Below are 25,886 nucleotides of genomic sequence, written 5' to 3'. Positions count from 1 at the left end.
CCCTGTTCAGAGGGACGGTATCGGCCTCTGATTCAGGCTGGCAGGCCCATCAGGCCGGTGGTCATCGCAAGAATCGCCAGAATCGACAGGTATTTTCGCAAGACCCCGTACCACAGCGGGAATTCACCCCGCCGTACAGTCTGGAGATCGGCCAGCGCCACAATGCCATGGCCGATAATCAGCATCAGCAATCCATAGACCGGGTTCATCAGGGTCGCGACCCAGCCGACGATAGAGGGGGCGACGCTGAATCCCAGCCGCGCCCATGTCGCTTCTTCACCGGTCTCCGCCTGCTTGCCGCGCATAATGACCCCCCAGTGCATGGCACCCAGAAATGTCAGAATGACCGCGCCATAGGCAATCAGGGCAAAAGCCGCATCATAGGCGTGATACGCCCCCGGCCGCAGTTCCGGCATCCAGACGCCGCCTGCGCAAAGCCAGAACGGAATCAGTCCGGCAATGCCAAAGGCCAGCGCCGGCAAGGGTATCGATCTCATACAGTCTCTCCGTTCGTATCTTCTGCGGGCTGCATCAGAAAGGCCCGGGCCTTGCGGTAATGCGCATCCGTCATATGCCCCCGCACCATCCCCAGCGCCGCCGCCAGAATGGCCGCATCATCCGTAAAACCGGGAATCAGGATATCGGGGATCACATCCGTTGGCGTGATGAAATAGACCAGTGCACCGAAGATGATTGCCTTGGCCTTGGTCGGCGTCGCCGGGTCCATGGCACAGTAATAGGCAGCAATCGCATCATCGGTGAATGGTATCCTGCCGAGATTTCGCCGCAGCTTCTGCCAGAAGCTGTCCTCGACGATCTCTGCGTCTGCCTTCAGCTTGTCGAGATCAACCGGTTCCGTGCTCATGCCCGCTATATGGAGCGGGTGCCGAAACATGGCAATCCCCCGCACCCTCTGATATAGAGCAAAAGACTCAATTTTCATCGCAGATTTCGGGAGTTCGAGATGGACGTCAAGGGTAGTGCAGCGGTTGTAACCGGTGGTGCTTCCGGCCTCGGGGCCGGCATGGCAAAAGTGTTGTCCGACAATGGCGCGAAGGTCGCCCTGCTTGATGTGAACGCAGAAAAAGGCGAGGCCCATGCTGCTGCCATAGGCGGTATCTACTGCAATTGCGACGTAACCAGTGAAGACAGCGTTACCGCCGCACTGGACAAAGCCGCAGCGGCGCATGGCGAGGCCAGAATCTGCGTCAATGTGGCGGGTATCAACATCCCCGGCCTGACCGTCGGCCGCAAGGGTGCCTATGCCATCGAAAAGTTCTCGAAGGTAATCGAAGTCAATCTCATCGGTTCCTACAATGTCGCCCGCCTTGCCGCTGCCCGCATGACCGAACTTGAACCGATGGAAGACGGAGAGCGCGGTTTCATCTCCTTCACCTCATCCGTTGCAGCCTATGATGGCCAGATGGGCCAGACCGCCTATGCCGCCTCCAAGGCAGCACTGGCCGGTATGACCCTGCCAATGGCCCGCGATCTGGCCCGCACCGGCATCCGGGTGATGACCATTGCCCCCGGCCTGTTCGCCACGCCGATGATGTTCGACCTGCCCCAGGAAGTGCAGGACGCCCTCGGCGCATCCGTCCCTTTCCCCTCGCGACTGGGCACCACGGATGAATATGCCTCGCTGATCATGGAGATGATCCGCAACCGCATGCTGAACGGTGAAACCATCCGCCTTGATGGCTCGCTGCGTCTGCCACCGAAATAGGGCTGAATGCAATTGCGGTCCTTCGAGACACGGCTTTGCCACTCCTCAGGACGAGGGGGGTCTGTAACCTCATCCTGAAGAGGCGCGTCGCGTCGTCCCGAAGGACGACCGCATTCCCGTTTACCGAAATTCACGCAGACCAGGCGACCTTATCCATGCGATACTCACAGTCATGAGCTTTTCCGGTCATGCCCTTACCTGCCAGCGTGGCGGACGTCTGGTCTTCTCCGGCCTCGACTTTACTGTCGGTGCCGGTGAGGCGCTGCTGCTGACCGGGGCCAATGGCAGCGGAAAATCCAGCCTGCTCCGCATCATGGCCGGTTTGCTGACACCGGCAGAAGGAGTGTTGCAGCTGGACGGCACCGCCGTCACCGAAGATCCGGACAACTGGCGGGCGTCGCTGGCCTTTGTCGGCCATCATGACCCGGTCAAACCGGTGATGACCGTGCGGGAGAATCTCAGCTTCTGGGCCAGACTTGCCGGGTCGGACCGGCTGGATGACGCCCTCGACGCTTTCGGCCTGACCGATCTGGCCGACACGCCCGGCCGGTTTCTGTCAGCCGGCCAGCGGCGACGCACGAACCTTGCCCGATTGCTGGTCAGTCAAGCCCGGATCTGGCTGCTCGACGAGCCTTCAACCGCCCTCGACCGCCATGCAACGGACAGACTGGAGTCCGTGATGGCCGCCCATCGGGCCGGCGGCGGCATGGTCGTCGCCTCCAGTCATATTCCGCTGAAGCTGGAACAGGCTGCCAGCCTGACCCTCGGACAGAACCAGCCTGCGGGGGATGCCGGATGATCCACCTGATTGCCCTGATCCGCCGTGATCTGGCACTGGCGTTCCGGGAACGCTCGGACAGCCTGCTGGTCATCGCCTTCTTTGTCATCGCCGCCCTGCTGTTTCCCTTCGGGGTCGGGTCAGAACCCAACCTGCTGGCCCGGATCGGACCGGGAGTCATTCTGGCGGTTGCCCTGCTGGCGGCTTTGCTGTCACTCGACCGGCTGTTTCAGACAGATTACGAAGACGGGTCACTTGAACTGCTGGCCACCGGACCGGTTCCGCTCGGCCTGGTTGTCACCGCCAAGATCATCGCCCACTGGCTGACCACCGGCCTGCCGCTGATGCTGGCAGCGCCACTGCTCAGCCTGTTCTTCAATCTGCCGCCGGACCTGCTGCCCGCCCTGCTGCTGACCATGCTGCTGGCGACCCCGCTGCTCAGCCTGATCGGCGCTATCGGCGCGGCGCTGACACTCGGGGCCCGGCGCGGCGGTGTACTCCTGTCCCTGCTTATCCTGCCACTCTATATCCCGACCCTGATCTTCGCCGCCGGTGCCCTCGATGCGGCCCGCCTCGGCCTCGACATCTACCCGCATCTGGCCATCCTCGGCGCCATGCTGCTGACCGCCCTGCCACTCTGCCCGCTGGCCGCAACAGCCGGGGTCCGACAGGCGCTGGCATAAAGAAAAAACCGCGCGAATTGCGCTTTGCCTTGCGTCAAATCAATGACCTTTCTGGATAAGACCCTATATCTGGGCTAGATACCGGATAACGATGACCTGACCCTCGGATCGCCATGCATCGCTTTGCCAACCCAACCCGTTTTCTGCGCATCGCCAATGCGTTGCTGCCGTGGTTTGTTCTCTCGACATTGTTGCTGATCGGCAGCGGGCTGTATTTTGCGCTGTTTGTCTCGCCTGCCGACTATCAGCAGGGAGAAACCGTGCGGATCATGTTTGTACATGTACCCTCCGCCTGGATGGGGCTCGGGGTCTATACCGGACTGGCCATCGCCAGCGCCGTCGCCCTGATCTGGAAACATCCGCTGGCAGATATTGCAGCCCGTGCATCAGCACCTGTCGGGGCGGCTTTTACGCTGATCTGTCTGCTGACCGGGTCGCTGTGGGGCAAGCCGATGTGGGGAACCTGGTGGGTCTGGGATGCGCGCCTGACCTCGATGTTGCTGCTGCTGTTCCTGTTTCTCGGCCATATCGCGCTGTCGAATGCCTTTGACGACATGGAACGCGGGGCAAAATCAGCCGCCGTTCTGGCGCTTGTCGGGTTGGTCAATGTGCCGGTCATCAAGTTTTCCGTCGACTGGTGGAACACCCTGCATCAGCCGGCCAGCGTGGTCCGGCTGGACGGTCCGGCGATCCATCCGTCGATGCTGACGCCCCTGTTATTGATGGCCGCTGGCTTTCTGGCCTTATATTTGACGCTTTTGATCTTACGTATGCGCGGTGAAATTGCAGAACGGAAAATCCGGGTCATGCGGATGAACCGGGCTGCTGATGGCGAATTTGCTGCCAACGCGGCAGAATAAGGGAGGGGAAGAGATGAGCGAATTTCTCGATATGGGTGGTTATGGCGGATTCGTCTGGCCCAGCTATCTGGTCACACTGGTTATTCTCGGTGGCTTTACCCTGTCCTCCTGGATCGGCATGCGGCGTCAGGAAGCCGAACTGAAATCACTTCAGGATGACTCTCCCCGCCGTCGACGGAAACGGGGTGGCGCGTGAAACCGAAACGCCGCCGCCTCTACATCGTCGGACTGGCCCTGCTTTGCCTCGGCGCGGCAACGGCCCTCGTCCTGACCGCCTTTGAAGACAACATCGTCTTCTTCTACAGCCCCACTGAACTGGCCGAAAAGCCGGATATCGGGGCGGGCCGCATGATGCGGATCGGCGGACTGGTGGCTGAAGGCAGTGTCCTCAAGAACGATGCCACCGTCTCCTTCACGGTCACAGATCTGAACAGCACCGTCCCCGTATCCTATACCGGCATGTTGCCTGATCTGTTCCGGGAAGGTCAGGGTGTGGTGGTCGAAGGCAGCCTTGGCGCTGATGGTCGCTTCATCGCCACCGAAGTGCTGGCCAAGCATGATGAAAATTACATGCCGAAAGAAGTCGCTGATGCGCTGAAAGCCTCCGGGCAGTGGAAACATGCGGAGGAAGCGCCGAAATGATCCCTGAACTTGGTAATTTCGCCCTGGCACTGTCGCTGGTTGTCTCCGTGGTCATGACCGGGTCCGGTCTGATCGGTGCCCAGCGTGGCAATGCGGCCTGGATGGTTGCGGCCCGCCCTGCCGCCATTGCCCTGTTTGGCCTGTCGGCTATCGCCTTTGCCGCCCTGACCTGGGCCTTTGTCGTCTCCGACTTTTCGGTCGCCAATGTCGCCGCCAATTCGCACAGCCTGAAACCGATGCTCTACAAGGTTGCCGGAGTCTGGGGCAATCATGAAGGCTCGATGCTGCTCTGGGTACTGATGCTGTCCCTGTTCGGTGCGGCGGTTGCCGTGCTGGGGGATAATCTGCCGCCCGGCCTGCGGGCAAGGGTGCTGGGCGTACAGGGGGGGATTGCCTTCGGATTTCTGTTATTCATCCTGCTGACCTCGAACCCGTTTGACCGGCTTGACCCGGCCCCGCTGGATGGTCAGGGGCTGAACCCGCTGTTGCAGGATCCGGGCCTCGCCTTTCATCCGCCGATGCTCTATCTCGGCTATGTCGGCCTGTCCGTGACCTTCTGTTTCGCCATTGCCGCCCTGATTGAGGGCAAGGTGGATGCCGCCTGGGCACGTTGGGTCCGGCCCTGGACACTGGCCGCATGGTCATCGCTGACCCTCGGTATCGCGCTTGGCAGCTGGTGGGCCTATTACGAACTCGGCTGGGGTGGCTGGTGGTTCTGGGATCCGGTGGAAAATGCCTCCTTCATGCCCTGGCTGGCGGCAACTGCCCTGCTGCATTCCGCGATTGTGGTGGAAAAGCGTGACGCGCTGAAAACCTGGACTGTGCTGCTGGCGATCATCGCCTTTTCCTTCAGCCTGCTGGGGACATTCCTCGTCCGCTCCGGGGTGCTGACCTCGGTTCATGCCTTTGCCACCGATCCGGCACGGGGGCTCTATATCCTGCTGTTCCTGCTGACCGTCATCGGCGGATCACTGACCCTGTTCGCCATCCGCGCCCCCGCCATGAAAAGTGGCGGTCTGTTTGCGCCGGTCAGTCGCGAAGGGGCGCTGGTGCTGAACAATCTGCTGCTGTCCACCGCCCTGGCGACGGTGCTGCTGGGGACACTCTATCCGCTGTTTCTGGAAGTGGTCAGCGGCGACAAGGTTTCCGTCGGCCCGCCCTTCTTCAATGCCACCTTTGTTCCGCTGATGATTCCCCTGCTCATCGCCATGGCCGCAGGGCCGCTGATGGGCTGGAAACGGGGCGATCTCGCCGGGGTTCTGTCCCGCCTGAAAGTCGCCGGCATTGCCGTGGGCTTCGCCATTGTCATCGCCTGGTGGGCGCAATCTGACGGGCCGCCGCTGGCGCTGCTGGGTATTGCCTTAGCCGCATGGCTGTTTGTCGGAACACTGGTCGAGTTCTCAGAACGAACCAGACTTTTCCGCATCCCATTCAGCGCCAGTCTTCGCCGGGCAGCGGGCCTGCCCCGGTCCGCCTGGGGGCTGCTGCTCGGTCATGCCGGCGTTGCCATTCTGGTTGCCGGTGTCACCGGGTCATCCGCCTGGACGGTTGAGAAAATTCAGGCCATGGCTGTCGGCGAAACCATTGATGTCGCAGGCTACAGCTTCACACTGGACGGCGTTTCCGAAGGACAGGGGCCAAACTATCAGTATCGCCGGGCCGCCTTCACGGTGCGTCATGACGGCAAGGTCTATGATATACTGGAGCCGGAAAAACGCTTCTTCCCCGTCGAGCAGAACGAGACGACGGAAGCCGCCATCCGCACCACCTTCCTTGGTGATCTCTATGCGGTCATCGGTGATGCAACACCGCAGGGAAAATGGGTCACACGGATTTATTTCAATCCGCTGGTACCCTGGATATGGGCGGGTTGCCTGATCATGGTTGCCGGTGGTCTGGTCTCGCTGTCGGACCGTCGCCTGCGGATCGGTGCTCCACAACGCCGGCGCAACACACCGTCACCAACTCCGGCCCCGGCGGAATAATGCGTAAATTTCTGTATTTCATCCCGGCCCTGATCATGGCTGGTCTTGGCGCGGCCTTTTATCTGCAACTGGGCAAGGATGCCTCTGTCGTTCCCTCGGCCCTGATCGATCAGCCCGCCCCTGAATTTTCCCTTGGTCCGATCGAGGGGCATGACAGACCGGGCCTCGCTTCCGCTGACTTTGCCGGCCAGGTAACAGTCGTCAACGTCTTTGCCTCATGGTGTGTGCCCTGCCGGGCAGAACATCCGCTGGTGACGGAACTGGCAAAGCGCGACGATATTCAGGTCACAGGCCTGAACTACAAGGACAAGCCCGCAGATGCCCGTCGCTGGCTGGCAGAACTGGGAGACCCGTATGACCGCATCGGGGCCGACCAGACCGGACGGGTCGGCATTGATTTCGGAGTCTATGGTGTGCCCGAAACCTTTGTGATCGACCGTAACGGCGTGATCCGCTTCAAGCATGTCGGACCCCTGACCGAAGAACATGTCCGGAAATCAATCCTGCCCGCTATTGAGGCATTGCAGAAATGAACCGCTGGCTGCTGATCGCATTGGCCCTGCTGATGGCCTCTCCTGCCCTTGCTGTCATGCCGGATGAGGTTCTGGATGATCCTGCACTGGAAGCCCGCGCGCGGGAGGTCTCGAAAGAGCTTCGCTGTCTGGTCTGTCAGAACCAGTCCATTGATGACTCGAACGCTGATCTGGCCCGCGATCTGCGGGTGCTGGTGAGGGAGCGTCTTGTCGCCGGGGACAGCAACGATCAGGCGCTTGATTTCATCGTTGCCCGTTACGGTGATTATGTGCTGCTGAAGCCACCCGTTCAGGCCAATACGCTGGTGCTGTGGGCCGGGCCGGTTGTGATTTTCCTGATCGCCGGCGGCATTCTGCTGATCCGGGTCCGGCGCAAAACACCCCTGTCTTCAGCCCCGCCTTCTCTGACAGCAGACGAGGAGGCCCGCGTGCTGCGGGCACTCGACCCCGAAAAACAGGAACGGGATTAGACCATGTTGTGGTTCTATGCCGCCCTGATGACACTGGCCGTCATCGTCCTCATCCTCTGGCCGTTGCTGCGCCCGACTCGCCGTAGCATCGACCGCGCCGACTATGATCTGGCGATCTATCGTGACCAGCTGGACGAGGTTGACCGCGATCTCGCACGCGGTGTCATCGACGCCGAACAGGCAGAAGCCGCCCGTACTGAAATCAAACGGCGAATTCTGGCCGCTGATGCTGAACGCAACGCCATCAGCACCACCGCCCGCCGTCCGGCACTGGCCGGGGCGATCCTGATTGCCCTGATTTTACCCATCGGGGCAGTCGCAGTCTATCTGCCCCTCGGCAATCCCGATCTGCCAGCCCAGCCACTCACCGAGCGACGGGAAGCCGCTGCCAAAGCGGCGGGGGCCGGATCTTCCCTGGAGTTTAAAGACGCCATAGAACAGCTCCGCCAGCGGCTGCTCGAAGATCCTGAAAGCGCAGAAGGCTGGACCTTGCTGGCCCGTTCCCTGGCGGCCATGAAGCGCCATGCCGAATCTGTTCCCGCCTTCCGTCGTGCCCGTGAATTATCGCCGGACAATGTCGGGCTGATGACCGATTTCGGCGAAACCCTGATGATCATCCATAATGGTGAGGTGACGGAAGAAGCCTTGCAGCTGTTCCTGCAGGTGCTTGAAAAAAGCCCTGACCATCCTGCCGCTGTCTATTATGTCGGCCTGTCATCGGTCCAGAAAGGCATGGTGACAGAAGGCATGGCGCGCTGGGCTGCCCTTGCCCGCAAGGCGCCGCCGGGTGCTGAATGGCTGCCCTTTCTGGAAGACCAGATGCGCCAGCTGGCCGCGAACAGTGATGCAACGCTGCCGGACGACATGACCGCACCGGCCACCGGTGGACCCACCCGCGAACAGATGGAAGCCGCGCAGGAAATGACGCCGGAAGAGCGGCTGGAAATGATCCGCTCCATGGTCGACGGTCTTGAAGCCCGCCTGAAAGACGAGCCCGACGACCTGGCCGGATGGCAACGCCTCGCCCGGGCGTGGCGCGTCCTGGGCGAAACGGCCAAGGCTGAAATCGCCGAACAGCGCATCCGGGAACTTCAGCAGAGCCGGCCGTAAGGCGGAGATTCCCTTTCTCGCCCTGCGGGGCCTGACGATATGGTCAGGCCGCCACCCTGCGCTGTTTCACAAAAATCCAGATCGCCACAAGGATCAGGCCGCCGCCGACAATCGGGCGGACCGTTCCCTCCATCATGAACAGTGGTATCGACAATACCGCACACAAAGCGGGAATGAAGATATTAGCCCAGCTGTGACCGGCCTGTTTCGCCTTCTGATACCAGGGGAAGGCGATGGAGAAACAGGCAATGAGGATAAAGAACAGCGACCACGGGCGGGTGAAATAGAGCGTCGGGTCAGCATCCGACGAGACCGCACGATTCAGCCAGACCTCGGCAATCGGCCCCAGCACCACACCCAGAATCATCGGTGCCAGCGGGAAGCCCAGCAGGCGCATGACATAGCCGAGGATACCGAAGATGAACAATGTCCAGATATCAAAGGTCGAGTTATGCAGCGCGAACACCCCGATCGCGCAGAAGCACAGAATAACTGACGCCAGCGCGTACATCCGGGCTTTCGTCACCAGCAGGAAGCCGCGCAGGGCCACAGACTGCACCGCCAGCATCAGGAAGTTGGCAAAGAAGAAGGCGATAAAGATACCATAAGCCAGCTTCGGCTGATCGCCGATAAAGCTCGGGCTCGGCACAACGTCATGGATCAGCAGGGCACCGAGCATCACCGCGGTGACGATGTCTCCGGGAATACCCAGTGCCATCATGGTGATCAGCGCACCGCCCGCCGTGGCGTTGTTTGCACTTTCCGACGCGATGATACCGGCCGGAACGCCGGTGCCGAATTTCTCCGGGTTCTTGTCCGCCTTCTTTGCCTGATCATAGGCAAGAATATTGGAAATCGAGCCCCCTGCTGCAGGCAGAATACCTGTGAAAGCACCAATCAGGGATGAGCGGATCAGATGCGCCCAGTCTTTCACGATCGCCTTGACCGCTGCGAGATGTTCAACCCGTACCGACTTTGCACCGGCATCCATCAGGCGGCCACGGGCTCCCTCCCTGTCGGCAACATCCGTCATCAGCTGGCTGAAGGCGAACAGGCCAACCAGCACCGGCAGGAAAGCAAAACCGCTTTCCAGAAATTCCATACCGAAACTCAGCCGCTCGATGCCATTGACCGAATCCTCGCCTATGGTTGCCAGCAACAGGCCCACCAGTCCGGCAATCATGCCCTTCAGCAACTGTTCGCCAGCCAGCGATGCCGTGATGGTCAGGGCAAACAGGACCAGCGACACATAATCGTTAGGTCCGAATTCCAGCCCGATCTTTGCCAGTTGCGGTGCCAGCGACATCAGCATGATGGCGGAAATGATTCCCCCCGCAAATGACGACCAGACACCGATTCCCAGCGCCAGCCCCGGACGACCGTTGCGGGCCATCGGGAAACCATCGAAGGTCGTCGCAACAGAGGATGGTGTGCCGGGAATACCCGTCAGCACACCGGACATCAGGCCGCCGGAAAGACCACCGACGAAAACCCCGATCATGGTCGACAGGCCCTCAATCGGCGAGAGCGCAAAGGTGAAGGGCAGGGTCAGTACCACCGCCATGGTAATGGTGAAGCCGGGAATGGCACCGGCGATGAGGCCCGCCAGCACACCGACGGTCATCAGCAATATATTCTTGATCTGGAAGACTGCGTCAGCAGCACCAAGTACGTTTTCAATCCACATGATGCGTCTCCCCTACCAGGTCGAAAGGATCACACCTTCGGGCAGGATCACCCGAAGTGCGAAAGTGAAGATCGACCACATTGTCCCGACAGACAGCAGAGCGATGAGGGCATGCAGTGCCAGCGCACGGGGCGATGCCCCGCCCATCACGGTCAGGGCCAGGAACACGAACAGCACCCCGCCGATCAGCATACCGAAGAAATCCAGCGTCAGCAGGAAGGCGAGAAACAGGCCATAGCAGAAGAACACGTTGCGATAACGGTAAAGCCAATGGCCTGAAACGGCAGTATCCTCGTCCCCTTCACCCTCTGCCACGACATCGGGACCACGGCGCAGTGACTGCGCGAGATAGCCGAGCGTACAGAGTATCAGCGGTATCAGGATTGCCTTGGGCCAGACATCAGCGCCCATTGTTGCAAACGACATTTCACGAATCTGGAACGTCTGTTGCAGAAAAACAGCTTCGACAATCAGCAGAACGATTGCCGTCAGCGCATCACGGTTAAGACCGGCCATGGCGCATCCCCCCTGGACGTAGTGGTCACAAAAGCTGAGTTTCCGGTTTTATCGCCGGACCGCAAAAACCGGATCCGGACAACAAAACCGCCTCCCTCAAAGCAAACGCCGCCCCGGTCAGTTACCGGGGCGGCGAGTCATCAGCTTATTTCTTGTACAGGCCGACATTGATGGCCAGTTTTTCCCACTTTGTGTAGGTGTCCTGCCAGTATTTTGCCGTCTCTTCCGGGGTTGTGCAGAAAGTCAGCGAACCCTTGGCTTCCATCTGCTTCTTGATGGCCGGGCTTTTGCAGGCCGTAACAAAGCGCTCGCCCCACATGGCGATCACGTCTGCCGGGGTACCTTTCGGTGCCATGACGCCACGGTCGGTACCATAGACCAGGTCATAGCCCTGTTCCTTCAGCGTCTTGACGCCGGGGATTTCCGGATTGCGTTCTTCGGTGGTGATGCCCAGCGCCTTCAGTTCACTGGTCTGGATATACTTCTTTGCCGAGGCAAGGTTGATTTCACCCAGCTTGATATTGTCAGCCAGCAGAGCCGTCATCCGCTCACGCGTGCCATCATAGGAGACATGCTTGAACTTTGCGCCCGTCGCATCTTCCAGCAGCAGGAAGACAAAGTGGCTGGTCGACCCCAGCGTGCCACCGGCAAGAATCGTTCCCGGAGCATCTTTCGCCGCTTTAACGAGACCACCGATATCATCATAAGGCACATTCTTCGACGCACCGATAATGGCCGGTGTCCGTGTCAGCAGCGAAATCGACTCGAACGCATCCCAGGTGAAGTCAACACGACCGGTGAAGAAACTGGTAATTGCGCTCTGATGAATGGCGAACAGCGTGCAGCCATCGGGATTTGCTTTCCGGGCTTCCTTCGCGCCCTTGTTGCCGCCCTGACCGGGGGCATTGACGACCTGAAGCTGCGGTGACTTTCCGTCCTTGTTCACTTCTTCGACGAAAATGCGGAAAATGATGTCGGTACCACCACCTGCACCCCAGGGCACAATCAGCTTGGCCGTGCCACAAGACAGGTCAGCAGCCCCGGCTGTCGTCGCGCCAAGGCCGGTGAGGGTCAGTGCAGCTGTCGCCGCGATAAGTGTTTTACGTAACATAGAAGTCTCCCTGATTTCGTACGGTTCAACCGGCTTTCCCAGGCTGGAAGAACATGATTGATGTGCGGTCTGGTCCTTGATTTCTTCAAGAGTTCTGTTGCACAGGTCGAACAGGTTAGCCAAATTGAACGCTGAATCAAACGGCAGGACAAAGAATAGCATGACACAGACAGGCGAGATGACGGTTGCAATTGGCGGCCTGGGGGCAATCGGGATGAAAGTTGCCCGGGTACTGGATCAGGGTGGTATTCCCGGTTGCCGGCTGGTTGCCGTCGCCGCCAGCGACCCGAAACGGGCCGCAGAACGGGTCGCTGACTTCACAACACCGCCTGAAGTAACCGACCTCGCCGGGCTGGCAGACAAGGCTGATATCATCGTCGAGTCCGTACCCGCACGTCTGTTCCCGGAAATCGGCCGACCCGCACTGGAAGCCGGGAAAATCTTCATGCCGCTCAGCGTCGGTGCCCTGCTGGATCACATGGAACTGGTCGATCTGGCGAAAAAAACCGGCGGGCGCATCCATGTCCCGAGCGGCGCGCTGCTGGGGCTGGATGCCGTGCGCGGTGCCTCCGAAGGTGAAGTTTTCTCCGTCACAATGGAGACCCGTAAACCGCCCCGTGGCCTGAAAGGCGCACCCTACATCGAACAGAACAAGATCGATCTGGACGCAATCAAGGAACCGACAGTGATCTTTGAAGGATCAGCGCGTGAAGCCGTTCGCGGTTTCCCGGCAAACGTCAATGTTGCGGTTGCGCTCAGCCTTGCCGGCATTGGGCCCGACAAGACAACCATTCGCCTGTACGCAGACCCTACCGTCGACCGGAACACCCACACCATCACCGTTGATGCCGATTCAACCCGGTTCACCATGAAGATCGAGGGCGTACCGTCACCGGAAAATCCCGCAACCGGCAAGCTGACACCGCTGAGTGTCATTGCCGCCCTGCGCGGTATTGTCTCGCCCCTGCATATCGGTTCCTGATTCCCCCTCACCTGAAATCGTCATTACGGTTGCATACAATCAGCCTCCGATAACGGCTGGTGATTGTATGCAACCGCGCTTTGCTGATAAGGTCGCGGTCGCTGGAGGGAAAAGGGTGGAAGATGTCTTCTCTGAAGTCGCTGTTGCGCGGCTGAAAACATACATATCGCAACCACATCTGGTTGATCAGTTCGCGGCTATTGCGAACCCGGATGATGCGGTGATGAATATCCTTGTGGCCGGTCACCGGCGCGCCGGAAAAGGTGCGCTGCTGAATGCCCTGACTGATGCCTCCGGGACCGGGTCCTTCAAGGAATCCGGGCTGGATGACGCTGTTGTCAGCATGGAAATCAAAGGCATCTGCTACACCAGTTATCATCTGCCCGAAAACGGTGTGAGCGAACTCCCGGCGGCCCTGACAGAATTGTTGCCGAAGGCTGACCATCTGATGCTGGTACATGACCCCGGTGTCGGTCATCTGCGCCGGTCAGAACTGGATTTTCTGGAACGGCTGAAAGAAATCTCCGGCTTCGATCCGGTGTCCCGGCTGAGTCTGGTGCTGTCGCATCGTGAAGCCTATGAGACCATCATTCAGGATCTTCTGGGTTTCATTCTTCAGCAAATTGATGAATCCATCGGGCTCAAGCCCCGGGTTTTCATGGTTTCCTATGCGCGCTATCTGAAAGGCGTGCTGCTCGACAAACCTGCCTTTACCGAACGCAGCGGTATTCCCGATCTGCAGCAGATGCTGTCAGAACTGATGAATGACCGCTCCCTGCGTGTAGCAGGGCAAATCGGCGACAGCGGTGCTGAGGTCGTCGCACGTCTGAGAGCTGAAATTGATGCTGCAATTGATAAACGCAAAGCCGAGATGCAAAGGCTTGAAGAACATCTCGACAAGACATGGTCAGCCCTGGTGGGCGACATGGAACGTCTATCCGCAAAATACGAAGAACGACTTGCCGCTTACGAGGCGGAAAAGTGAAGGATCTGGCCATGATTGATATTCTGAGACAAAGCGCAGCCATCTGCGTAAGGCACATTAAGGAACTCGCAGATCAGGATTTTGACCCGGGGATTGTCAGGCGCGTCTTTGAAACCCTTTCGGATGAAGACGCCCGTGAAATCCGGTCTCTGATTATTGCCCTGACCGAACTGATCGGGCCGCTTGGCGACTATGTTGAAGATGCCACCAACCTGCCGGAAGACAGACTTCTGGCCGCATCGGCCTTCAATTACCTGATTATGCCTTTCGATCTGATCCCGGAAAATGAATTCGGCATTATCGGCTATCTTGATGACGCCATTTATTCGTTCCTCGTTCTGGACCGGCTGACCGAACCCTCAGACAGCCTCCGGGCGATTGTTGCCAGTAACCGCGGAACACTGGATGCAACCTGCACCATGTTGCCGGACTGGTTCATGGAAGCGGTCGAGCGGTCAATCACCCAGACCTGTGACCAGCTGCGCCATCAGATCGGCAGTCTCGCATCGTGATCGCCACAGGGAAGATCCAAGGGGCCTGCCCATGGCGATAACCATTATCGGCGGTGGACTTGGCGTCGGCAAAATTGCCGGCAACAAGACCGAACGGGAAACCCCGGAACAGGCAGAACATCTTCGCAAGCTGCGCGAGACGCTGGTTGCCGAGGTCTGCGAGGATGCGCGTGAGCTGATTGCCCGCCATGACGATGTGATCGATCACCCGGAAGACGTTTCAATGAGCTTCCTGCGGGTCAAGGATTTCGTCCGGGCATCCGCAACCGAACGTCATCAGGACGTTCCGTTCCGGCTGCTCTGCAGTCTGATGCCGGAAGCACGGCTGGCTCAGTCGATGATCGACAAAAGCCTGCGCATTGCCGAGCTTCAGGAACAATATGAAGAACTGAAACGCCTGCGGAATATCGTTGACCGCACGATCGGCTGATCTCCCGCCGCTTTACAGGATACGGTTCTGGTCTCGGACAGAACGGTCTAGCTGCGCAGTCTGAGATTCTCCGGGTCGTAAGGGCTTTCAGCAATCAGGGTTGCCTTGTACATCCTGTCCAGAATGCGGATATCAAATCGGTTGCCTTCAATGGCCAGATCCGGCCGCACCATCGCCAGCGCAAGCGACTTGCCAACCCGGAAGCCATAATTTCCGCTGGTCGCCCGGCCAACCAGCCTGCCGTCCTGATAGATCGGATTGTTCCCCAGCGCATCCGCGTCCGTGACATCATGCACCTCCAGCGTCACGAAGGCATTTTCAAACCCGCGTTCACGCCACTGCATCAGCGCGTCACGACCAATGAAGTCACCCTTGTCCGGATGCACGAACCGGTCGAGACCGGTTTCATAAGCCGCATATTCAATCGACATTTCCGTGCCGACCAGACGGTAGGACTTTTCCATCCGCATGCTGTCCATGGCGCGAATGCCAAACGGCCTGATTCCGAGATCGGCACCGGCAGTCATCAGGGCATCGAAGATATGGTTCTGATATTCGATGGGATGATGCAGTTCCCAGCCCAGTTCCCCGACGAAGTTCACGCGCAGCGCCATTGTCGGTGCCAGCCCGGCATCAATCCACTTTCCGGTCAGCCAGGGAAAGGCCGCCGTTGAGAAATCCGTGTCGGAAACACGCTCCATCAGGGTCCGGGCTTTTGGTCCGGCGATCACCAGCACGCCATACTGACTGGTCAGATGATCAAACCGCACGCTGCCGTCATCCGGCATATGCCTGTGCAGCCAGTCATGGTCGAGCCGCTGCATCGCCCCCGCCGAAACAAGATAGAAGCTGTCTTCCGCTTCCCGCATGATGGTGAATTCGGAATGTACGCCGCCACGGCTGTTCAGGGCATGGCAGAGACCCACCCGGCCGATTTTCTTTGGCAGCCGGTTGGCCACCAGGCGATCCAGAAATGCTTCCGCCCCCGGACCGGAAATCCGGCATTTCGCAAAGGCAGACATATCCAGCAGACCGACATTCTCCGCCACATTGCGGCATTCATTACCGATATGCTCAAACCATTTTGAGCGGCGGAACGACCAGTCATCTTCTCTCGGCACACCTTCCGGCGCGAACCAGTTTGCCCGCTCCCAGCCGAATTTCTGGCCGAATACCGCCCCCAGCGCCTTCAGGCGGTCATAGCAGGGGGCCGTGCGCAAGGGCCGTCCGGCCTCGCGCTCCTCATCCGGGAAATGAATGGTGAAGACATTCGCGTAAGCCTCCTCGTTCTTTTTCCGCAGGAAGCTTTTCGTCGCATAGTCACCATAGCGACGCGGATCGACGCCCAGCATATCGATGGTCGGTTCTCCCTCAACCATCCATTCCGCCAGCTGCCATCCGGCACCACCGGCAGCGGTAATGCCGAAACTGTGGCCTTCGTTCAGCCAGAAGTTCGGTTTGTCCCAGGCCGGGCCGATGATCGGGCTGCCATCCGGTGTGTAGCAGATCGCACCGTTATAGACCTGCTTGACACCAACCTCGCCGAACGCCGGAACCCGGTTGACCGCATCCTCGATATGCGGTTCCAGCCGCTCCAGGTCTTCCTGAAACAGCTCATATTCCGAATTGTCATTCGGCCCGTCGAGATAACAGCAGGGCGCTCCTTTTTCGTAAGGCCCCAAGATCAGCCCACCCCGTTCCTCGCGCATATACCAGGCCCCGTCGGAGCCGCGCAGCACACCCATCTCCGGCAGGCCCTGTTCCTTGCGGGCAACAATATCCGGATGGGCATCGGTAACGATATACTGGTGTTCAACCGGGATGACCGGAATATCGAGGCCGACCATGGCCCCCGTGCGCCGGGCGAAATTGCCGGTCGCCGAGACGATATGCTCGCAGGTGATGTCGCCCTTGTCGGTCTTCACCAGCCATTCACCGCCCGATGTACGCTCGATGGCGATGACCGCCGTGTTCCGGTGGATGGTCGCCCCCCCTGACCTTGCGCCCTTCGCCAGCGCCTGTGTCAGGTCTGCCGGCTGAATATAGCCGTCATCCGGATGCTGGATCGCCCCGACAATTCCCTCGATATTACAAAGCGGCCAGACTTCCTTCACCTCGTCCGGGGTCAGGAAATTCACCTTCACGCCAATTGTCTCCGCCACGCCGGCATATTGATAATATTCATCCATCCGGTCACGGTTGGTTGCCAGCCGAATGTTGGAAACCGTCTTGAAGCCAACGTCCTGGCCGGTTTCTTCCTGCAATTCCTTGTAGAAGCGGACCGAATATTTGTGAATCTGACCGACTGAATAGGACATATTGAACAACGGCAGCAGGCCCGCCGCATGCCAGGTCGAACCAGACGTCAGTTCCTTGCGCTCCAGCAGCACCACATCCGACCAGCCCTTTTTTGCCAGATGGTACAGGGTGGAAACCCCGACAACGCCGCCCCCGATGACAACGACCCGTGCGTGACTGTTCATCTGCTCTCTCCCCCCGGCGGCGACCTGCGGTCAGCCCGACAATACACCGCCCCGGTAACCCGGAGCAGAATGCGCACTTGACCATTTACCGGAGGGGCAACGCTTGGCAATTCGCGACATCAGTTGGCACCGGACGCGACATGGGAGTGGTGAAGCAGACGGATCCTGAAACGAGTTCAGGAGTAAGCGCACTGGAAATGGCCGGTTCACATCACTTCAGAGGTCGTACGAAGATGTCTCCAGTCTATTCCAGATCAATCTTCTGGGCACCGCGGATGTCGATATCCTTGACGTTGGCGCCCCGGAAGTCGGCGCCCTTGCAGAAGCTGTCACGGAGGTTGGCGCCGTTGAGGTCGGCGTCGCGCAGGTCAGCCCCTTCGAGATTTGCACCCTCGAAATTGACATGGCTGAGATCGGCGCCGCGCAGAATGCTTCCGGTCAGGCGCGACAGGCTGAGATCGGTCGGCCAGACATACTCCATCGTCCCCCGGATGCTCATCGGGCCGAGGCGGGCGCCGGTCAGATCAGCCCCGCTGAGATTGGCGCGGCTGAATTTCGCGCCCCGCATATCCGCCTGTTTCAGGTCGGCCTTGCGCATATCGGCAAACCCGAAATCTGACATCACCAGCATTGCTGCCGAGAAATTGCAGCCCGCGAGGACGGAATATTCGAATTTCGCCGTCCCCAGATTAACCCGTCGCAGATCCTTGTCGCGCAGGTCATGGCGGCTGAAATCGGCCTGTTCGCCGTCCCGGCCACCGCTATCGACCCATTTCCCGTGATTGATGAGGATATCGCGCAACTTGCCTTCGAGACCGTCCATCTGGGTCGGCAGCAGGGCGTTGGTAATATCGGCTTTCTTCAGGTCACGGTAATCAAGGATCGCCCCCAGCAGGTTTGCCCCTGCCATATGCGTTCCGTTCAGCACCGCCCCCAGCATGATCGCCCCGGAAAAGACGGCGCCATCAAGATTGGCTTCCGACAGGTCAGCGCCTTCCAGATTCGATCCGGTCAGATTGGCATTGCGCAGGTCAGCCCGGATGAATTTCACGCCTTTCAGGATCGTGTCTGTCAGGTCGGTCTGAATGACAAAGGCATTCGACATCTTGGCGCCGGTCAGGTCTGCATGCCGTATCTTGGCGTTCTGCAACTGGGCACCATCTGAGTCTTCGAAAATGCGCTGAAGATTTCCCCGCTTGTCGGATTTCAGCATGACCCCGTCGCGCAGGTCGCTTTCGACCATCGTCGACCCGGTCAGGTCGGCCCCGCGCAGGCTGGCGCCCCGGATATCGGCCTTGGACAGATCGGCCCCCCGCAGACTGGCCTTTCGAAAATCAGCAGAGAACAGGTTGGCACTGACCAGAACGGCTTCGTTCAGGTTTGTTTCGTGAAGGCGGCAGCCGGTCAGTTCCGAATTCGACAGATCGTATTTTGAAAGATTGAGATAGCTCAGATCAGCCATCGAGAAATTCATCCGTTTGCCACCGGACTTGCCATTCACGAACAGCTTGTGCAGCGCATAGGCTTCATCAACCTCGTCCTGGCTTACCTTACGCCAGTCGAGCTTCTTTTCATCCATCCATGAGACGCTCTTGATCGCCATCTCTGATCCGATACTGCCCCGTAATGCCCCAAAATCAGCGAAAACCGATTGAATGACAGATTGTGATAACACCACGACGCAAGTTGCGAAGTGATTAAATGCACAACCAGTTCGTCATCATGCTGCCGATTATCAACGTTTGCCCGCATTGATACGGTCACTGACCGATTTCCATGCCTCGACAGCCCGTGCCAGGCGGTCGGCAAACTCCGCCGGGCCCAGATAGGTGGCCCGGGTCATTTTCTCTTTCAGAATGGCCTGCATCGCGGGGCGGTTCAGCAGGTCCGCGATGTTCCCTGCAATCGCCTCGACCACCGGTGCCGGTGTGCCTTTCGGTGCAAAAATTCCGCGCTCAAGTTCGTACACGAAATCAATGCCCTGAGACCGAAAGGTCGGCAGACCGGGAAATTCGTCAACCGGTTGTGCCGACGTCACGCCCAGCAGACGGAACGACCCGCTGGTTCTTGCCGCAGCGCCCGCCCCCGGACCAACCTCCGCCAGCGTAATATCGCCATCTATGAGGGCACGGACCATTCTTCGCGGGCTCTGATAACTGCGGAATTCCGGCGTCACACCAATCATCTGGGTCAGCGCCTGCAAGGCAAAATAATCGACCGATCCGGGATGACCCGCCGCAATCAGCGGAGAGGCCGGCCCGTCAGCGGGTTTCGCAAAGGCTGCAAGATCCCCGGCGGACCGTATCGCCGATTTGGCGGACACCGCGATCAGCAGCGGTGTTGATGCGACACGGGCAACCGGTGTGAAGGCATCCGCCGGGATATCCGTGTTCCCGGCCAGGCGCTCCAGCGTCACAAAATCATGTGCTGCCAGCATCAGACAGCCATCCGGACTGGCTTCTGCAACCAGACGGGCCCCCACAAGGCCGCGTTCCCCCGCAACATTGCGGACCTTCAGCGCAGGCAGATGGCCGGCAAGGTTGTAGCGTTCGGTCAGAATACGAAACAGCACATCCGTCGCCCCGCCGGGATTCCAGGGGACAACCAGCGTGATTGCCTTGCACGGCAACAACTGCGCCTGTGCCGGGCCCGTCGGAAATATCATCGCTGTCAGGGCAGCCAGTCCGGCCACCGCCAGCATTGCGGCTTTCATCATCAACAGCTAAGTCCCATACCATATGCCGGAAAATGATCTTGCCGGTTCAGGATCAAACAGATTGACTGACATAACCTAAAGACAACCTCTGTCCAACCCTCTGCCCTTAACGGAAAATCACACATGACCAAATCTGCCGTCCCCCCCAGCGTCACACCCAAAGGCTCCGGCCCTGCCTTTACAACCCGTCCGGAAATCATCGGTACATTCGGTGTTGCAACATCAACGCACTGGCTCGCCTCGTCAGCTGCCATGGGAATACTGGAACGTGGCGGAAATGCGTTCGACGCCGCTGTCTGTGCCGGATTTGTGCTGAATGTGGTTGAACCGCATCTCAACGGCCCCCTTGGCGACGCCCCGATCCTGACCTACGACGCAAAGACCCGGACCACAAAAATGATCTGTGGTCAGGGCCCTGCACCGAAAGGCGCCACCATTGAGCATTATCGCGGCCTCGGTCTCGATCTGGTACCGGGCGCGGGTTTTCTTGCCGCCGTTGTGCCGGCGGCACCGGATGCCTGGCTGACCATGCTGGAAGATCACGGCACCATGCGGCTGGAAGAGGTCATTGCACCGGCCATCTATTATGCCGAAACCGGCACACCGCTGGTTCCCAATGTCATCAAGACCATCGAAACGGTGGTTGATCTGTTCAAGGATGAATGGCCAACATCTGCCGAACTCTGGCTGCCCGGCGGCAAGGTGCCGGAAGCCTTTGCCCTGCATTGCAATCCGAAACTGGCGGAAACCTGGAAACGGGTGGTTCGTGAATCGAAGGGTGGCTCGCGGAAACAGGAGATCATCAAGGCGCGGGCCTGCTTCTATGACGGTTTCATCGCTGAAAGCATTGAGGCCTTCAACCGCAATGAACTGATGGATTCCTCCGGCGAACGCCATGCCGGTGTTCTCACCGCTGCTGATCTGGCCGGCTATCGCTCCCCGATCGAGGATCCGCTGACCTTCAGTTATCGCGGCCACACGATCTGCAAGGGCGATGCCTGGTGTCAGGGGCCTGCATTGTTGCAGCAGCTTGCCATTCTCGAAGGTTTCGATATCGCCTCGATGGACCCGACCGGCCCGGATTACGTACATACCGTTGTCGAAGCCGCCAAGCTGGCCTTTGCCGACCGGGATACCTTCTATGGCGACCCGGATCATGTCGATGTGCCGATGAAAACGCTGCTGTCGAAAGAATATAACGACGCCCGGCGTGCCCTGATCGGCGAGAAAGCTTCCCTGGAACTGCGTCCGGGCACGATCCCCGGCTATGGAACACCGCCGGATTACGCCGCTGCCTGTGAGCGGGTGAACGCCGATGTCGCACCGGGTACCGGCGAGCCGACAACCGGCAAGCTGGGCACCACCAAGGGCGATACCTGCCATGTCGATGTGATCGACCGCTGGGGTAACATGGTCTCGGCCACGCCAAGCGCCGGCTGGCTGCACTCCTCGCCAACCATTCCGGAACTCGGTATGTGTCTCGGCTCCCGCGCCCAGATGTTCTGGCTGGACCCCAAACACCCGTCTGCCCTGATGCCGGGCAAACGTCCGCGCACCACGCTGACCCCGTCGATGATGTTGCAGGATAGCGAAGGCGTGATGGCATTCGGCACCCCCGGTGGCGATCAGCAGGACCAGTGGCAGATCGGTCTGCTGCTGCATCATCTCGATCACGGGATGAACCTGCAGGAAGCCATTGACTGCCCGAATTTCCACTCCGAACATTTCATCTCGTCCTTCCATCCCCGGGCTGCCCATCCGGGCAAGCTGGTGCTCGAAGGCCGTTTCCCGCAGGCGACAATTGATGAACTGAAACGCCGGGGTCATGTGGTCGAGGTTGGCGGAGACTGGTCTGAAGGCCGGCTGGTTGCCGCACGCCGTGACGGTAAGGTTCTGAAAGCAGCTGCAAACCCGCGCGGGATGCAGGGCTATGCGGTGGGGAGATAACAGAATGTCTGTACCCGTCATCGATATCCACAGCCATACCGGTGTCTATGGCCGCAAGGAAGTCGGCCCTCTTGCCGACGGCATGCGGACAGCCGGGCTGGACCTCACCATTGCCAGCGTTGTTGCCGACAACAAGGTCATCAAACGCGATGAAACCGGCCTCCTGCGGTGCATGCGTGAGCCGGACGAGGGCGAGCTGTTCGAGCATACCTGGCAGCAGCTCGACCGGCTGGATGCCGCAATCGAGGAAGATGGTCTTGGTGTCCTGCTCGACAGCGGCGACCTGCCGGAAGGCCCGGCCGTACTCAAGGCCATCGAAGGGGGCGATTATCTGGAAGGCGATCTCAGCCGGGTCGAAGCCGCCTATAACCGGGGTGTCCGGTCCATGCAGCCCGTGCATTACCGGATCAACGAGCTTGGCGATATCCAGACCGAACCGGAACGTCATCACGGCCTGACCGGGTTTGGTCGCGAATATGTGGCCGAGATGAACCGGCTGGGGATGGTCATCGACCTTGCCCATGCTCCGGAAGCCATGACCCGTGATACGGTCGGGATCAGCAAGGCTCCGGTCATGATTTCGCATACCTGCCTGCAAATGCCCGATGATCCGCACCCCCGAATGGTTTCGGCCGAACATGCCCGCGCTGTGGCAGAAACCGGTGGTGTCATCGGGGTCTGGGCCTGCGGCTTCCGCTTTTCGACACTGGATGCCTATGTCGAACAGATTGTCCGGCTTGTCGATGCAATCGGCGAGGACTCTGTTGCCATCGGCACCGACCAGTTCGCCGGGGCTGCCAAGAAGGTCTTCCCGGATTTCGAACCCTTTGGCCGCCTGCCCGAGATGCTAAAGCAGGCCGGTTATTCGGAGACGGTCAGCGCAAAGATTCTCGGCGGTAACTTCCTCCGTCTGTTTGCGGATGTCAGAGCCGCGGCGGCATAAACCGCTATATTCCGTTGCCCCGGGTCGTCGTCACCGGCACCCGGAGCAACGTGAATTTATGGCTCAACTTCTTTTCTGCTCCTCGCGGAGGCCTCAAGCTTTCGTGTTGTGAGTTGAGAAGCCATACCGGGCTGGCCCGTTATGATCACTCTGTCATTAAATCTTCAGGACAGAGGAAACTTCCATGAGCTCCAAACTTGCAACTGCTGCCATTCTCGCCGGTGCCGTCGCTGTCGCCACCTCCACTCTCAGCCCGACCGACGCACGCGCTGCGGGCAAGGAGAAATGCTACGGTGTTTCACTGGCTGGCCAGAATGACTGCAAGGCCGGTGCCGGTACTACCTGTGCAGGCACCTCCAAGGTCGACTATCAGGGCAATGCCTGGACACTGGTGCCCAAGGGAACCTGCACGACCCTGGAACTGCCGGGCGACCGCGCAGGCAGCCTGACCGAACTCAGCCGCGACCTCCCGAAAGCCTGACCCGGCCCACATCCTTCGGGAGCGCCAGAACCGCGCCCCGAAGGATAATCGCCGTTCTCATCAGAAACATAGCCGCGGGCTGATCCATGACCGTTCAAACCAGCGACCTGACCGGCATCAGCCTGAAACCGCAGCATTACGACGACATTCTGGCTTCCTCGCCACCGGTTGGCTGGTTTGAGATACATCCCGAAAATTACATGTGCGACGGAGGTCCGGCTCATCATTATCTGACCCGGATCCGCCAGCACCGGGAGATATCCCTGCATGGTGTCGGTCTCTCGATTGGCGGTGCAGAGCCACTGAACCGGGATCATCTGGATTGGCTCAGACAACTTGTCGACCGCTATGACCCTGTCCGATTCTCCGAGCATCTCGCCTGGTCAGGCCATGGTGGCACTTTCTTCAATGATTTGCTGCCGCTGCCCTATACCCTGGAAACGCTGACACTGGTCTGTGACCATATCTCTGAGATTCAGGATTATCTTGGCCGCGAAATATTGCTGGAAAACCCCTCGACCTATCTCCGCTTCACCAGCGGTGACTTTGACGAACCGGCCTTTCTGACAGAAATTTCCCGGCGGACCGGCTGTAACCTGCTGCTCGACCTCAACAATGTTGTCGTCAGCTGCACCAATCAGCAGACCAGCCCTGACGACTGGCTGGATGCCTTTCCGCTGGACCGGGTCTCGCAGATCCATCTCGCCGGACATGCCACGGATCGTGATGAAACGGGCGCGCCCCTGCTGATCGACAGCCATGACCGCTGCGTTGACCGTCAGGTCTGGGCGCTGTTCGAACGGGTGATCCGTAACCGTGGCACCATCCCGACACTGATCGAATGGGATGATGACATTCCCGCACTTGATGTCCTGCTGGCGGAATCAGCAAAAGCCGCGGCAATCCTGCAACAGGCCGGCTCTTTTTCTGAAAAGGAGGCGCGACATGCCCTGGCAGGATGAACAGGCCGCCTTTGCAGCCGTCCTTCCCGCACCACATCTTCCCGCACCGGGTTGTACATCCGGCCCCGGCCAGTCCCGTGCTGACCGGCGTTTCAACATCTATCGCAACAATCACATCAGCAGCCTGATTGACGCACTGGCTGCTGGCTTTCCCGTGGTCAGGGCGCTGGTCGGTGATGAATTCTTTCGCGCCATGACGGCAGAATATATCCGCCAGCACCCGCCCCGGACACCCGTCTTGCTGGCTTATGGCGAGACTTTCCCGGGCTTCATCGCCAGCTTCCCGCCGGCCGGCAGTCTGCCGTACCTGCCGGATATGGCGCGACTTGAACGGGCGATGGCAGAAAGCCTGAATGCCGGGGATGCAGATCCACTGACGATCAATACGCTGGCCGGCATTGACCCGGCAGCGCTTCCGGACCAGCGACTGATCCTGCATCCGTCAGCACGATGGGTGGAAAGTGACTGGCCCGTGATCTCAATCTGGCAGGCACATCAGGCATCCGGCACCAGCCCATCGCCGGATGCCCGCGCAGGCGCTGAACGGGCCATTATCCTGCGCCCGGACCTGACGGTCGATCTGCACCACGCAGAGCCCGGTGCCTACAAATTTTATCGCGATCTGGCGTCCGGCAGCACCCTTGGCGATGCATCAGAGGAATTGGGAGAGGAGGCTGCCACCATTCTCCCCGGTCTGCTGGGGACGGCCTTTGCAATGGGGCTTGTTACCGCAATCAGCGGACAGCAATCAAAACCCATAACAACGGGAAACAGGAAATGATTCATACTCTGAAGACACAGCATGATGCCGTCTTTGACCGGCTGTCCGAGATTTTCGCCGGCTGGGGGGTTGGGCTTGCCGCACGTCTGGCCTTTGCCAGCGTCTTGCTGGTCTATTTTCTGAACTCTGCCGCGACCAAGGTCGGCAGCGGATTTCCCGGCATCTTCATTCCCGAAATCGGGGCCTATGCCCAGATGCTGCCATCCATCGCAGAAGCCGCAGGCTATGACATCGATGCCATTGCCTTCTTTCCCTATAAGCTGATCGTGCTGGCCGGAACAGTCGGAGAAGTGCTCCTGCCCATCGCCATTGTCATTGGCCTGTTCACCCGGCTGGCCAGCCTCGGCATGATCGGTTTCATCGCCGTCATGACTTTCGTCGATATCACCGGACATGGTGCGGAACCGGCCACCATCGGTGCACCCTTTGACCGTATTCAGGATGCCGCTATCTGGGACCAGCGGCTGCTCTGGGTCTTTCTGCTGTTCGTACTGGTCATTCAGGGGGCCGGGAAAATCTCACTGGATGCCCTGCTGAGCCGCGTCACCCGATAGGCCGTGCAC

The 25,886-nt window shown here is 59.4% G+C and carries 28 protein-coding genes; 20 read left to right on the top strand and 8 right to left on the bottom strand.

All coding sequences use genetic code 11. The features are described 5' to 3' along the window. Nucleotides 1-32: 32 nt before the first annotated feature. Together GH722_08510 and GH722_08505 are read right to left on the bottom strand one after the other, a co-directional pair. Nucleotides 33-497 carry a DUF3429 family protein gene (locus tag GH722_08510; protein MRG71809.1) on the bottom strand — a complete coding sequence of 155 codons (465 nt, stop codon included), beginning with the start codon at nt 495-497 and terminating at the stop codon, nt 33-35. Then, entirely contained in the window at nt 494-895 is a 402-nt protein-coding gene (locus tag GH722_08505) for a DUF1232 domain-containing protein (protein ID MRG71808.1), read from the bottom strand. The genes GH722_08510 and GH722_08505 overlap by 4 nt, the downstream gene beginning before the upstream one ends. A gap of 69 nt (nt 896-964) precedes the next feature. Here GH722_08505 and GH722_08500 point away from each other — a divergent pair, with 69 nt between their 5' ends. From GH722_08500 to ccmI, 10 genes are all read left to right on the top strand, one after another. Then, nucleotides 965-1,726 carry an SDR family NAD(P)-dependent oxidoreductase gene (locus GH722_08500; protein ID MRG71807.1) on the top strand — a complete coding sequence of 254 codons (762 nt, stop codon included), beginning with the start codon at nt 965-967 and terminating at the stop codon, nt 1,724-1,726. A 172-nt stretch (nt 1,727-1,898) separates the two neighbouring features. Beyond that, on the top strand, nt 1,899-2,525 hold the full coding sequence (gene ccmA / locus GH722_08495) for a heme ABC exporter ATP-binding protein CcmA (GenBank protein ID MRG71806.1): 627 nt from the start codon (nt 1,899-1,901) through the stop codon (nt 2,523-2,525). After that, nucleotides 2,522-3,187, top strand: coding sequence for a heme exporter protein CcmB (gene ccmB / locus GH722_08490; protein MRG71805.1), 666 nt, complete (start codon nt 2,522-2,524; stop codon nt 3,185-3,187). Before ccmA ends, ccmB begins: the two co-directional genes overlap by 4 nt. 113 nt (nt 3,188-3,300) lie before the next feature. Further along, nucleotides 3,301-4,047 carry a heme transporter HemC gene (locus tag GH722_08485; GenBank protein ID MRG71804.1) on the top strand — a complete coding sequence of 249 codons (747 nt, stop codon included), beginning with the start codon at nt 3,301-3,303 and terminating at the stop codon, nt 4,045-4,047. A 13-nt stretch (nt 4,048-4,060) separates the two neighbouring features. Continuing rightward, nucleotides 4,061-4,243, top strand: a complete 183-nt coding sequence (gene ccmD / locus GH722_08480) for a heme exporter protein CcmD (GenBank protein ID MRG71803.1) — start codon at nt 4,061-4,063, stop codon at nt 4,241-4,243. Further along, the gene (gene ccmE, locus GH722_08475; protein MRG71802.1) at nt 4,240-4,689 is read left to right on the top strand and encodes a cytochrome c maturation protein CcmE; all 450 of its coding nucleotides are present in this window, start codon (nt 4,240-4,242) and stop codon (nt 4,687-4,689) included. The genes ccmD and ccmE overlap by 4 nt, the downstream gene beginning before the upstream one ends. Next, on the top strand, nt 4,686-6,674 hold the full coding sequence (locus GH722_08470; GenBank protein ID MRG71801.1) for a heme lyase CcmF/NrfE family subunit: 1,989 nt from the start codon (nt 4,686-4,688) through the stop codon (nt 6,672-6,674). The genes ccmE and GH722_08470 overlap by 4 nt, the downstream gene beginning before the upstream one ends. Further along, nucleotides 6,674-7,207 carry a DsbE family thiol:disulfide interchange protein gene (locus tag GH722_08465; GenBank protein ID MRG71800.1) on the top strand — a complete coding sequence of 178 codons (534 nt, stop codon included), beginning with the start codon at nt 6,674-6,676 and terminating at the stop codon, nt 7,205-7,207. The genes GH722_08470 and GH722_08465 overlap by 1 nt, the downstream gene beginning before the upstream one ends. Next, nucleotides 7,204-7,677, top strand: a complete 474-nt coding sequence (locus GH722_08460; GenBank protein ID MRG71799.1) for a cytochrome c-type biogenesis protein CcmH — start codon at nt 7,204-7,206, stop codon at nt 7,675-7,677. The genes GH722_08465 and GH722_08460 overlap by 4 nt, the downstream gene beginning before the upstream one ends. 3 nt (nt 7,678-7,680) lie before the next feature. Next, a complete protein-coding gene (gene ccmI / locus GH722_08455) occupies nt 7,681-8,787 on the top strand; it encodes a c-type cytochrome biogenesis protein CcmI (GenBank protein MRG71798.1) in 1,107 nt (368 codons plus the stop codon). Nucleotides 8,788-8,830: 43 nt separating this feature from the next. Here ccmI and GH722_08450 read toward each other — a convergent pair whose 3' ends face one another. The 3 genes from GH722_08450 to GH722_08440 form a co-directional block, all read right to left on the bottom strand. Beyond that, nucleotides 8,831-10,474: a Tat pathway signal protein gene (locus GH722_08450; GenBank protein MRG71797.1), complete on the bottom strand. Its 1,644-nt coding sequence runs from the start codon at nt 10,472-10,474 to the stop codon at nt 8,831-8,833. Between the two features lie 12 nt (nt 10,475-10,486). Further along, nucleotides 10,487-10,990, bottom strand: a complete 504-nt coding sequence (locus tag GH722_08445) for a hypothetical protein (GenBank protein ID MRG71796.1) — start codon at nt 10,988-10,990, stop codon at nt 10,487-10,489. Between the two features lie 145 nt (nt 10,991-11,135). Continuing rightward, entirely contained in the window at nt 11,136-12,101 is a 966-nt protein-coding gene (locus GH722_08440; protein ID MRG71795.1) for a tripartite tricarboxylate transporter substrate binding protein, read from the bottom strand. 178 nt (nt 12,102-12,279) lie between these two features. Between GH722_08440 and GH722_08435 the strand changes: the two genes are divergently transcribed. The 4 genes from GH722_08435 to GH722_08420 all read left to right on the top strand — a co-directional run bounded on the left by GH722_08435 (nt 12,280) and on the right by GH722_08420 (nt 15,010). Next, the gene (locus GH722_08435; GenBank protein MRG71794.1) at nt 12,280-13,083 is read left to right on the top strand and encodes an aspartate dehydrogenase; all 804 of its coding nucleotides are present in this window, start codon (nt 12,280-12,282) and stop codon (nt 13,081-13,083) included. Between the two features lie 115 nt (nt 13,084-13,198). After that, nucleotides 13,199-14,068 (top strand): hypothetical protein, encoded by an 870-nt coding sequence (locus tag GH722_08430; GenBank protein ID MRG71793.1) that lies wholly within the window; start codon nt 13,199-13,201, stop codon nt 14,066-14,068. Next, the gene (locus GH722_08425) at nt 13,987-14,580 is read left to right on the top strand and encodes a DUF1232 domain-containing protein (protein ID MRG71792.1); all 594 of its coding nucleotides are present in this window, start codon (nt 13,987-13,989) and stop codon (nt 14,578-14,580) included. Before GH722_08430 ends, GH722_08425 begins: the two co-directional genes overlap by 82 nt. Before the next feature lie 31 nt (nt 14,581-14,611). Then, complete coding sequence (locus GH722_08420) at nt 14,612-15,010, top strand: hypothetical protein (protein MRG71791.1); 399 nt, start codon at nt 14,612-14,614, stop codon at nt 15,008-15,010. A 47-nt stretch (nt 15,011-15,057) separates the two neighbouring features. Here GH722_08420 and GH722_08415 read toward each other — a convergent pair whose 3' ends face one another. The 3 genes from GH722_08415 to GH722_08405 form a co-directional block, all read right to left on the bottom strand. Continuing rightward, on the bottom strand, nt 15,058-17,493 hold the full coding sequence (locus GH722_08415) for an FAD-dependent oxidoreductase (GenBank protein ID MRG71790.1): 2,436 nt from the start codon (nt 17,491-17,493) through the stop codon (nt 15,058-15,060). A gap of 244 nt (nt 17,494-17,737) precedes the next feature. After that, nucleotides 17,738-19,096: a pentapeptide repeat-containing protein gene (locus GH722_08410; protein ID MRG71789.1), complete on the bottom strand. Its 1,359-nt coding sequence runs from the start codon at nt 19,094-19,096 to the stop codon at nt 17,738-17,740. Between the two features lie 132 nt (nt 19,097-19,228). Next, entirely contained in the window at nt 19,229-20,209 is a 981-nt protein-coding gene (locus tag GH722_08405) for a hypothetical protein (protein MRG71788.1), read from the bottom strand. 123 nt (nt 20,210-20,332) lie between these two features. Between GH722_08405 and GH722_08400 the strand changes: the two genes are divergently transcribed. From GH722_08400 to GH722_08375, 6 genes are all read left to right on the top strand, one after another. Further along, nucleotides 20,333-22,156, top strand: coding sequence for a gamma-glutamyltransferase family protein (locus GH722_08400; protein ID MRG71787.1), 1,824 nt, complete (start codon nt 20,333-20,335; stop codon nt 22,154-22,156). Further along, a complete protein-coding gene (locus GH722_08395; GenBank protein ID MRG71786.1) occupies nt 22,140-23,099 on the top strand; it encodes a hypothetical protein in 960 nt (319 codons plus the stop codon). Before GH722_08400 ends, GH722_08395 begins: the two co-directional genes overlap by 17 nt. 184 nt (nt 23,100-23,283) lie before the next feature. Then, nucleotides 23,284-23,580 (top strand): DUF2282 domain-containing protein, encoded by a 297-nt coding sequence (locus tag GH722_08390; GenBank protein MRG71785.1) that lies wholly within the window; start codon nt 23,284-23,286, stop codon nt 23,578-23,580. Between the two features lie 86 nt (nt 23,581-23,666). Further along, complete coding sequence (locus tag GH722_08385; protein ID MRG71784.1) at nt 23,667-24,542, top strand: DUF692 family protein; 876 nt, start codon at nt 23,667-23,669, stop codon at nt 24,540-24,542. Next, nucleotides 24,427-25,323: a DUF2063 domain-containing protein gene (locus GH722_08380; GenBank protein MRG71783.1), complete on the top strand. Its 897-nt coding sequence runs from the start codon at nt 24,427-24,429 to the stop codon at nt 25,321-25,323. Before GH722_08385 ends, GH722_08380 begins: the two co-directional genes overlap by 116 nt. Beyond that, nucleotides 25,323-25,877, top strand: coding sequence for a DoxX family membrane protein (locus GH722_08375; GenBank protein ID MRG71782.1), 555 nt, complete (start codon nt 25,323-25,325; stop codon nt 25,875-25,877). The genes GH722_08380 and GH722_08375 overlap by 1 nt, the downstream gene beginning before the upstream one ends. The last annotated feature ends 9 nt before the right edge of the window (nt 25,878-25,886 follow it).

It is taken from the genome of Alphaproteobacteria bacterium HT1-32 (assembly GCA_009649675.1).
GTDB lineage: Bacteria > Pseudomonadota > Alphaproteobacteria > Rhodospirillales > HT1-32 > HT1-32.
Note: the sequence above shows the minus strand (reverse complement) of the source record. Positions and strands in the feature narration are given on the sequence as shown.

Bases quoted from the DNA above. Each gene is read 5' to 3' on its own strand.
- GH722_08510 (MRG71809.1), bottom strand. From the start codon at position 497: ATGAGATCGATACCCTTGCCGGCGCTGGCCTTTGGCATTGCCGGACTG.
- GH722_08505 (MRG71808.1), bottom strand. From the start codon at position 895: ATGTTTCGGCACCCGCTCCATATAGCGGGCATGAGCACGGAACCGGTT.
- GH722_08500 (MRG71807.1), top strand. From the start codon at position 965: ATGGACGTCAAGGGTAGTGCAGCGGTTGTAACCGGTGGTGCTTCCGGC.
- ccmA (MRG71806.1), top strand. From the start codon at position 1,899: ATGAGCTTTTCCGGTCATGCCCTTACCTGCCAGCGTGGCGGACGTCTG.
- ccmB (MRG71805.1), top strand. From the start codon at position 2,522: ATGATCCACCTGATTGCCCTGATCCGCCGTGATCTGGCACTGGCGTTC.
- GH722_08485 (MRG71804.1), top strand. From the start codon at position 3,301: ATGCATCGCTTTGCCAACCCAACCCGTTTTCTGCGCATCGCCAATGCG.
- ccmD (MRG71803.1), top strand. From the start codon at position 4,061: ATGAGCGAATTTCTCGATATGGGTGGTTATGGCGGATTCGTCTGGCCC.
- GH722_08470 (MRG71801.1), top strand. From the start codon at position 4,686: ATGATCCCTGAACTTGGTAATTTCGCCCTGGCACTGTCGCTGGTTGTC.
- GH722_08465 (MRG71800.1), top strand. From the start codon at position 6,674: ATGCGTAAATTTCTGTATTTCATCCCGGCCCTGATCATGGCTGGTCTT.
- GH722_08460 (MRG71799.1), top strand. From the start codon at position 7,204: ATGAACCGCTGGCTGCTGATCGCATTGGCCCTGCTGATGGCCTCTCCT.
- ccmI (MRG71798.1), top strand. From the start codon at position 7,681: ATGTTGTGGTTCTATGCCGCCCTGATGACACTGGCCGTCATCGTCCTC.
- GH722_08450 (MRG71797.1), bottom strand. From the start codon at position 10,474: ATGTGGATTGAAAACGTACTTGGTGCTGCTGACGCAGTCTTCCAGATC.
- GH722_08445 (MRG71796.1), bottom strand. From the start codon at position 10,990: ATGGCCGGTCTTAACCGTGATGCGCTGACGGCAATCGTTCTGCTGATT.
- GH722_08440 (MRG71795.1), bottom strand. From the start codon at position 12,101: ATGTTACGTAAAACACTTATCGCGGCGACAGCTGCACTGACCCTCACC.
- GH722_08435 (MRG71794.1), top strand. From the start codon at position 12,280: ATGACGGTTGCAATTGGCGGCCTGGGGGCAATCGGGATGAAAGTTGCC.
- GH722_08425 (MRG71792.1), top strand. From the start codon at position 13,987: ATGGTCAGCCCTGGTGGGCGACATGGAACGTCTATCCGCAAAATACGA.
- GH722_08420 (MRG71791.1), top strand. From the start codon at position 14,612: ATGGCGATAACCATTATCGGCGGTGGACTTGGCGTCGGCAAAATTGCC.
- GH722_08415 (MRG71790.1), bottom strand. From the start codon at position 17,493: ATGAACAGTCACGCACGGGTCGTTGTCATCGGGGGCGGCGTTGTCGGG.
- GH722_08410 (MRG71789.1), bottom strand. From the start codon at position 19,096: ATGGCGATCAAGAGCGTCTCATGGATGGATGAAAAGAAGCTCGACTGG.
- GH722_08405 (MRG71788.1), bottom strand. From the start codon at position 20,209: ATGATGAAAGCCGCAATGCTGGCGGTGGCCGGACTGGCTGCCCTGACA.
- GH722_08400 (MRG71787.1), top strand. From the start codon at position 20,333: ATGACCAAATCTGCCGTCCCCCCCAGCGTCACACCCAAAGGCTCCGGC.
- GH722_08395 (MRG71786.1), top strand. From the start codon at position 22,140: ATGCGGTGGGGAGATAACAGAATGTCTGTACCCGTCATCGATATCCAC.
- GH722_08390 (MRG71785.1), top strand. From the start codon at position 23,284: ATGAGCTCCAAACTTGCAACTGCTGCCATTCTCGCCGGTGCCGTCGCT.
- GH722_08385 (MRG71784.1), top strand. From the start codon at position 23,667: ATGACCGTTCAAACCAGCGACCTGACCGGCATCAGCCTGAAACCGCAG.
- GH722_08380 (MRG71783.1), top strand. From the start codon at position 24,427: ATGATGACATTCCCGCACTTGATGTCCTGCTGGCGGAATCAGCAAAAG.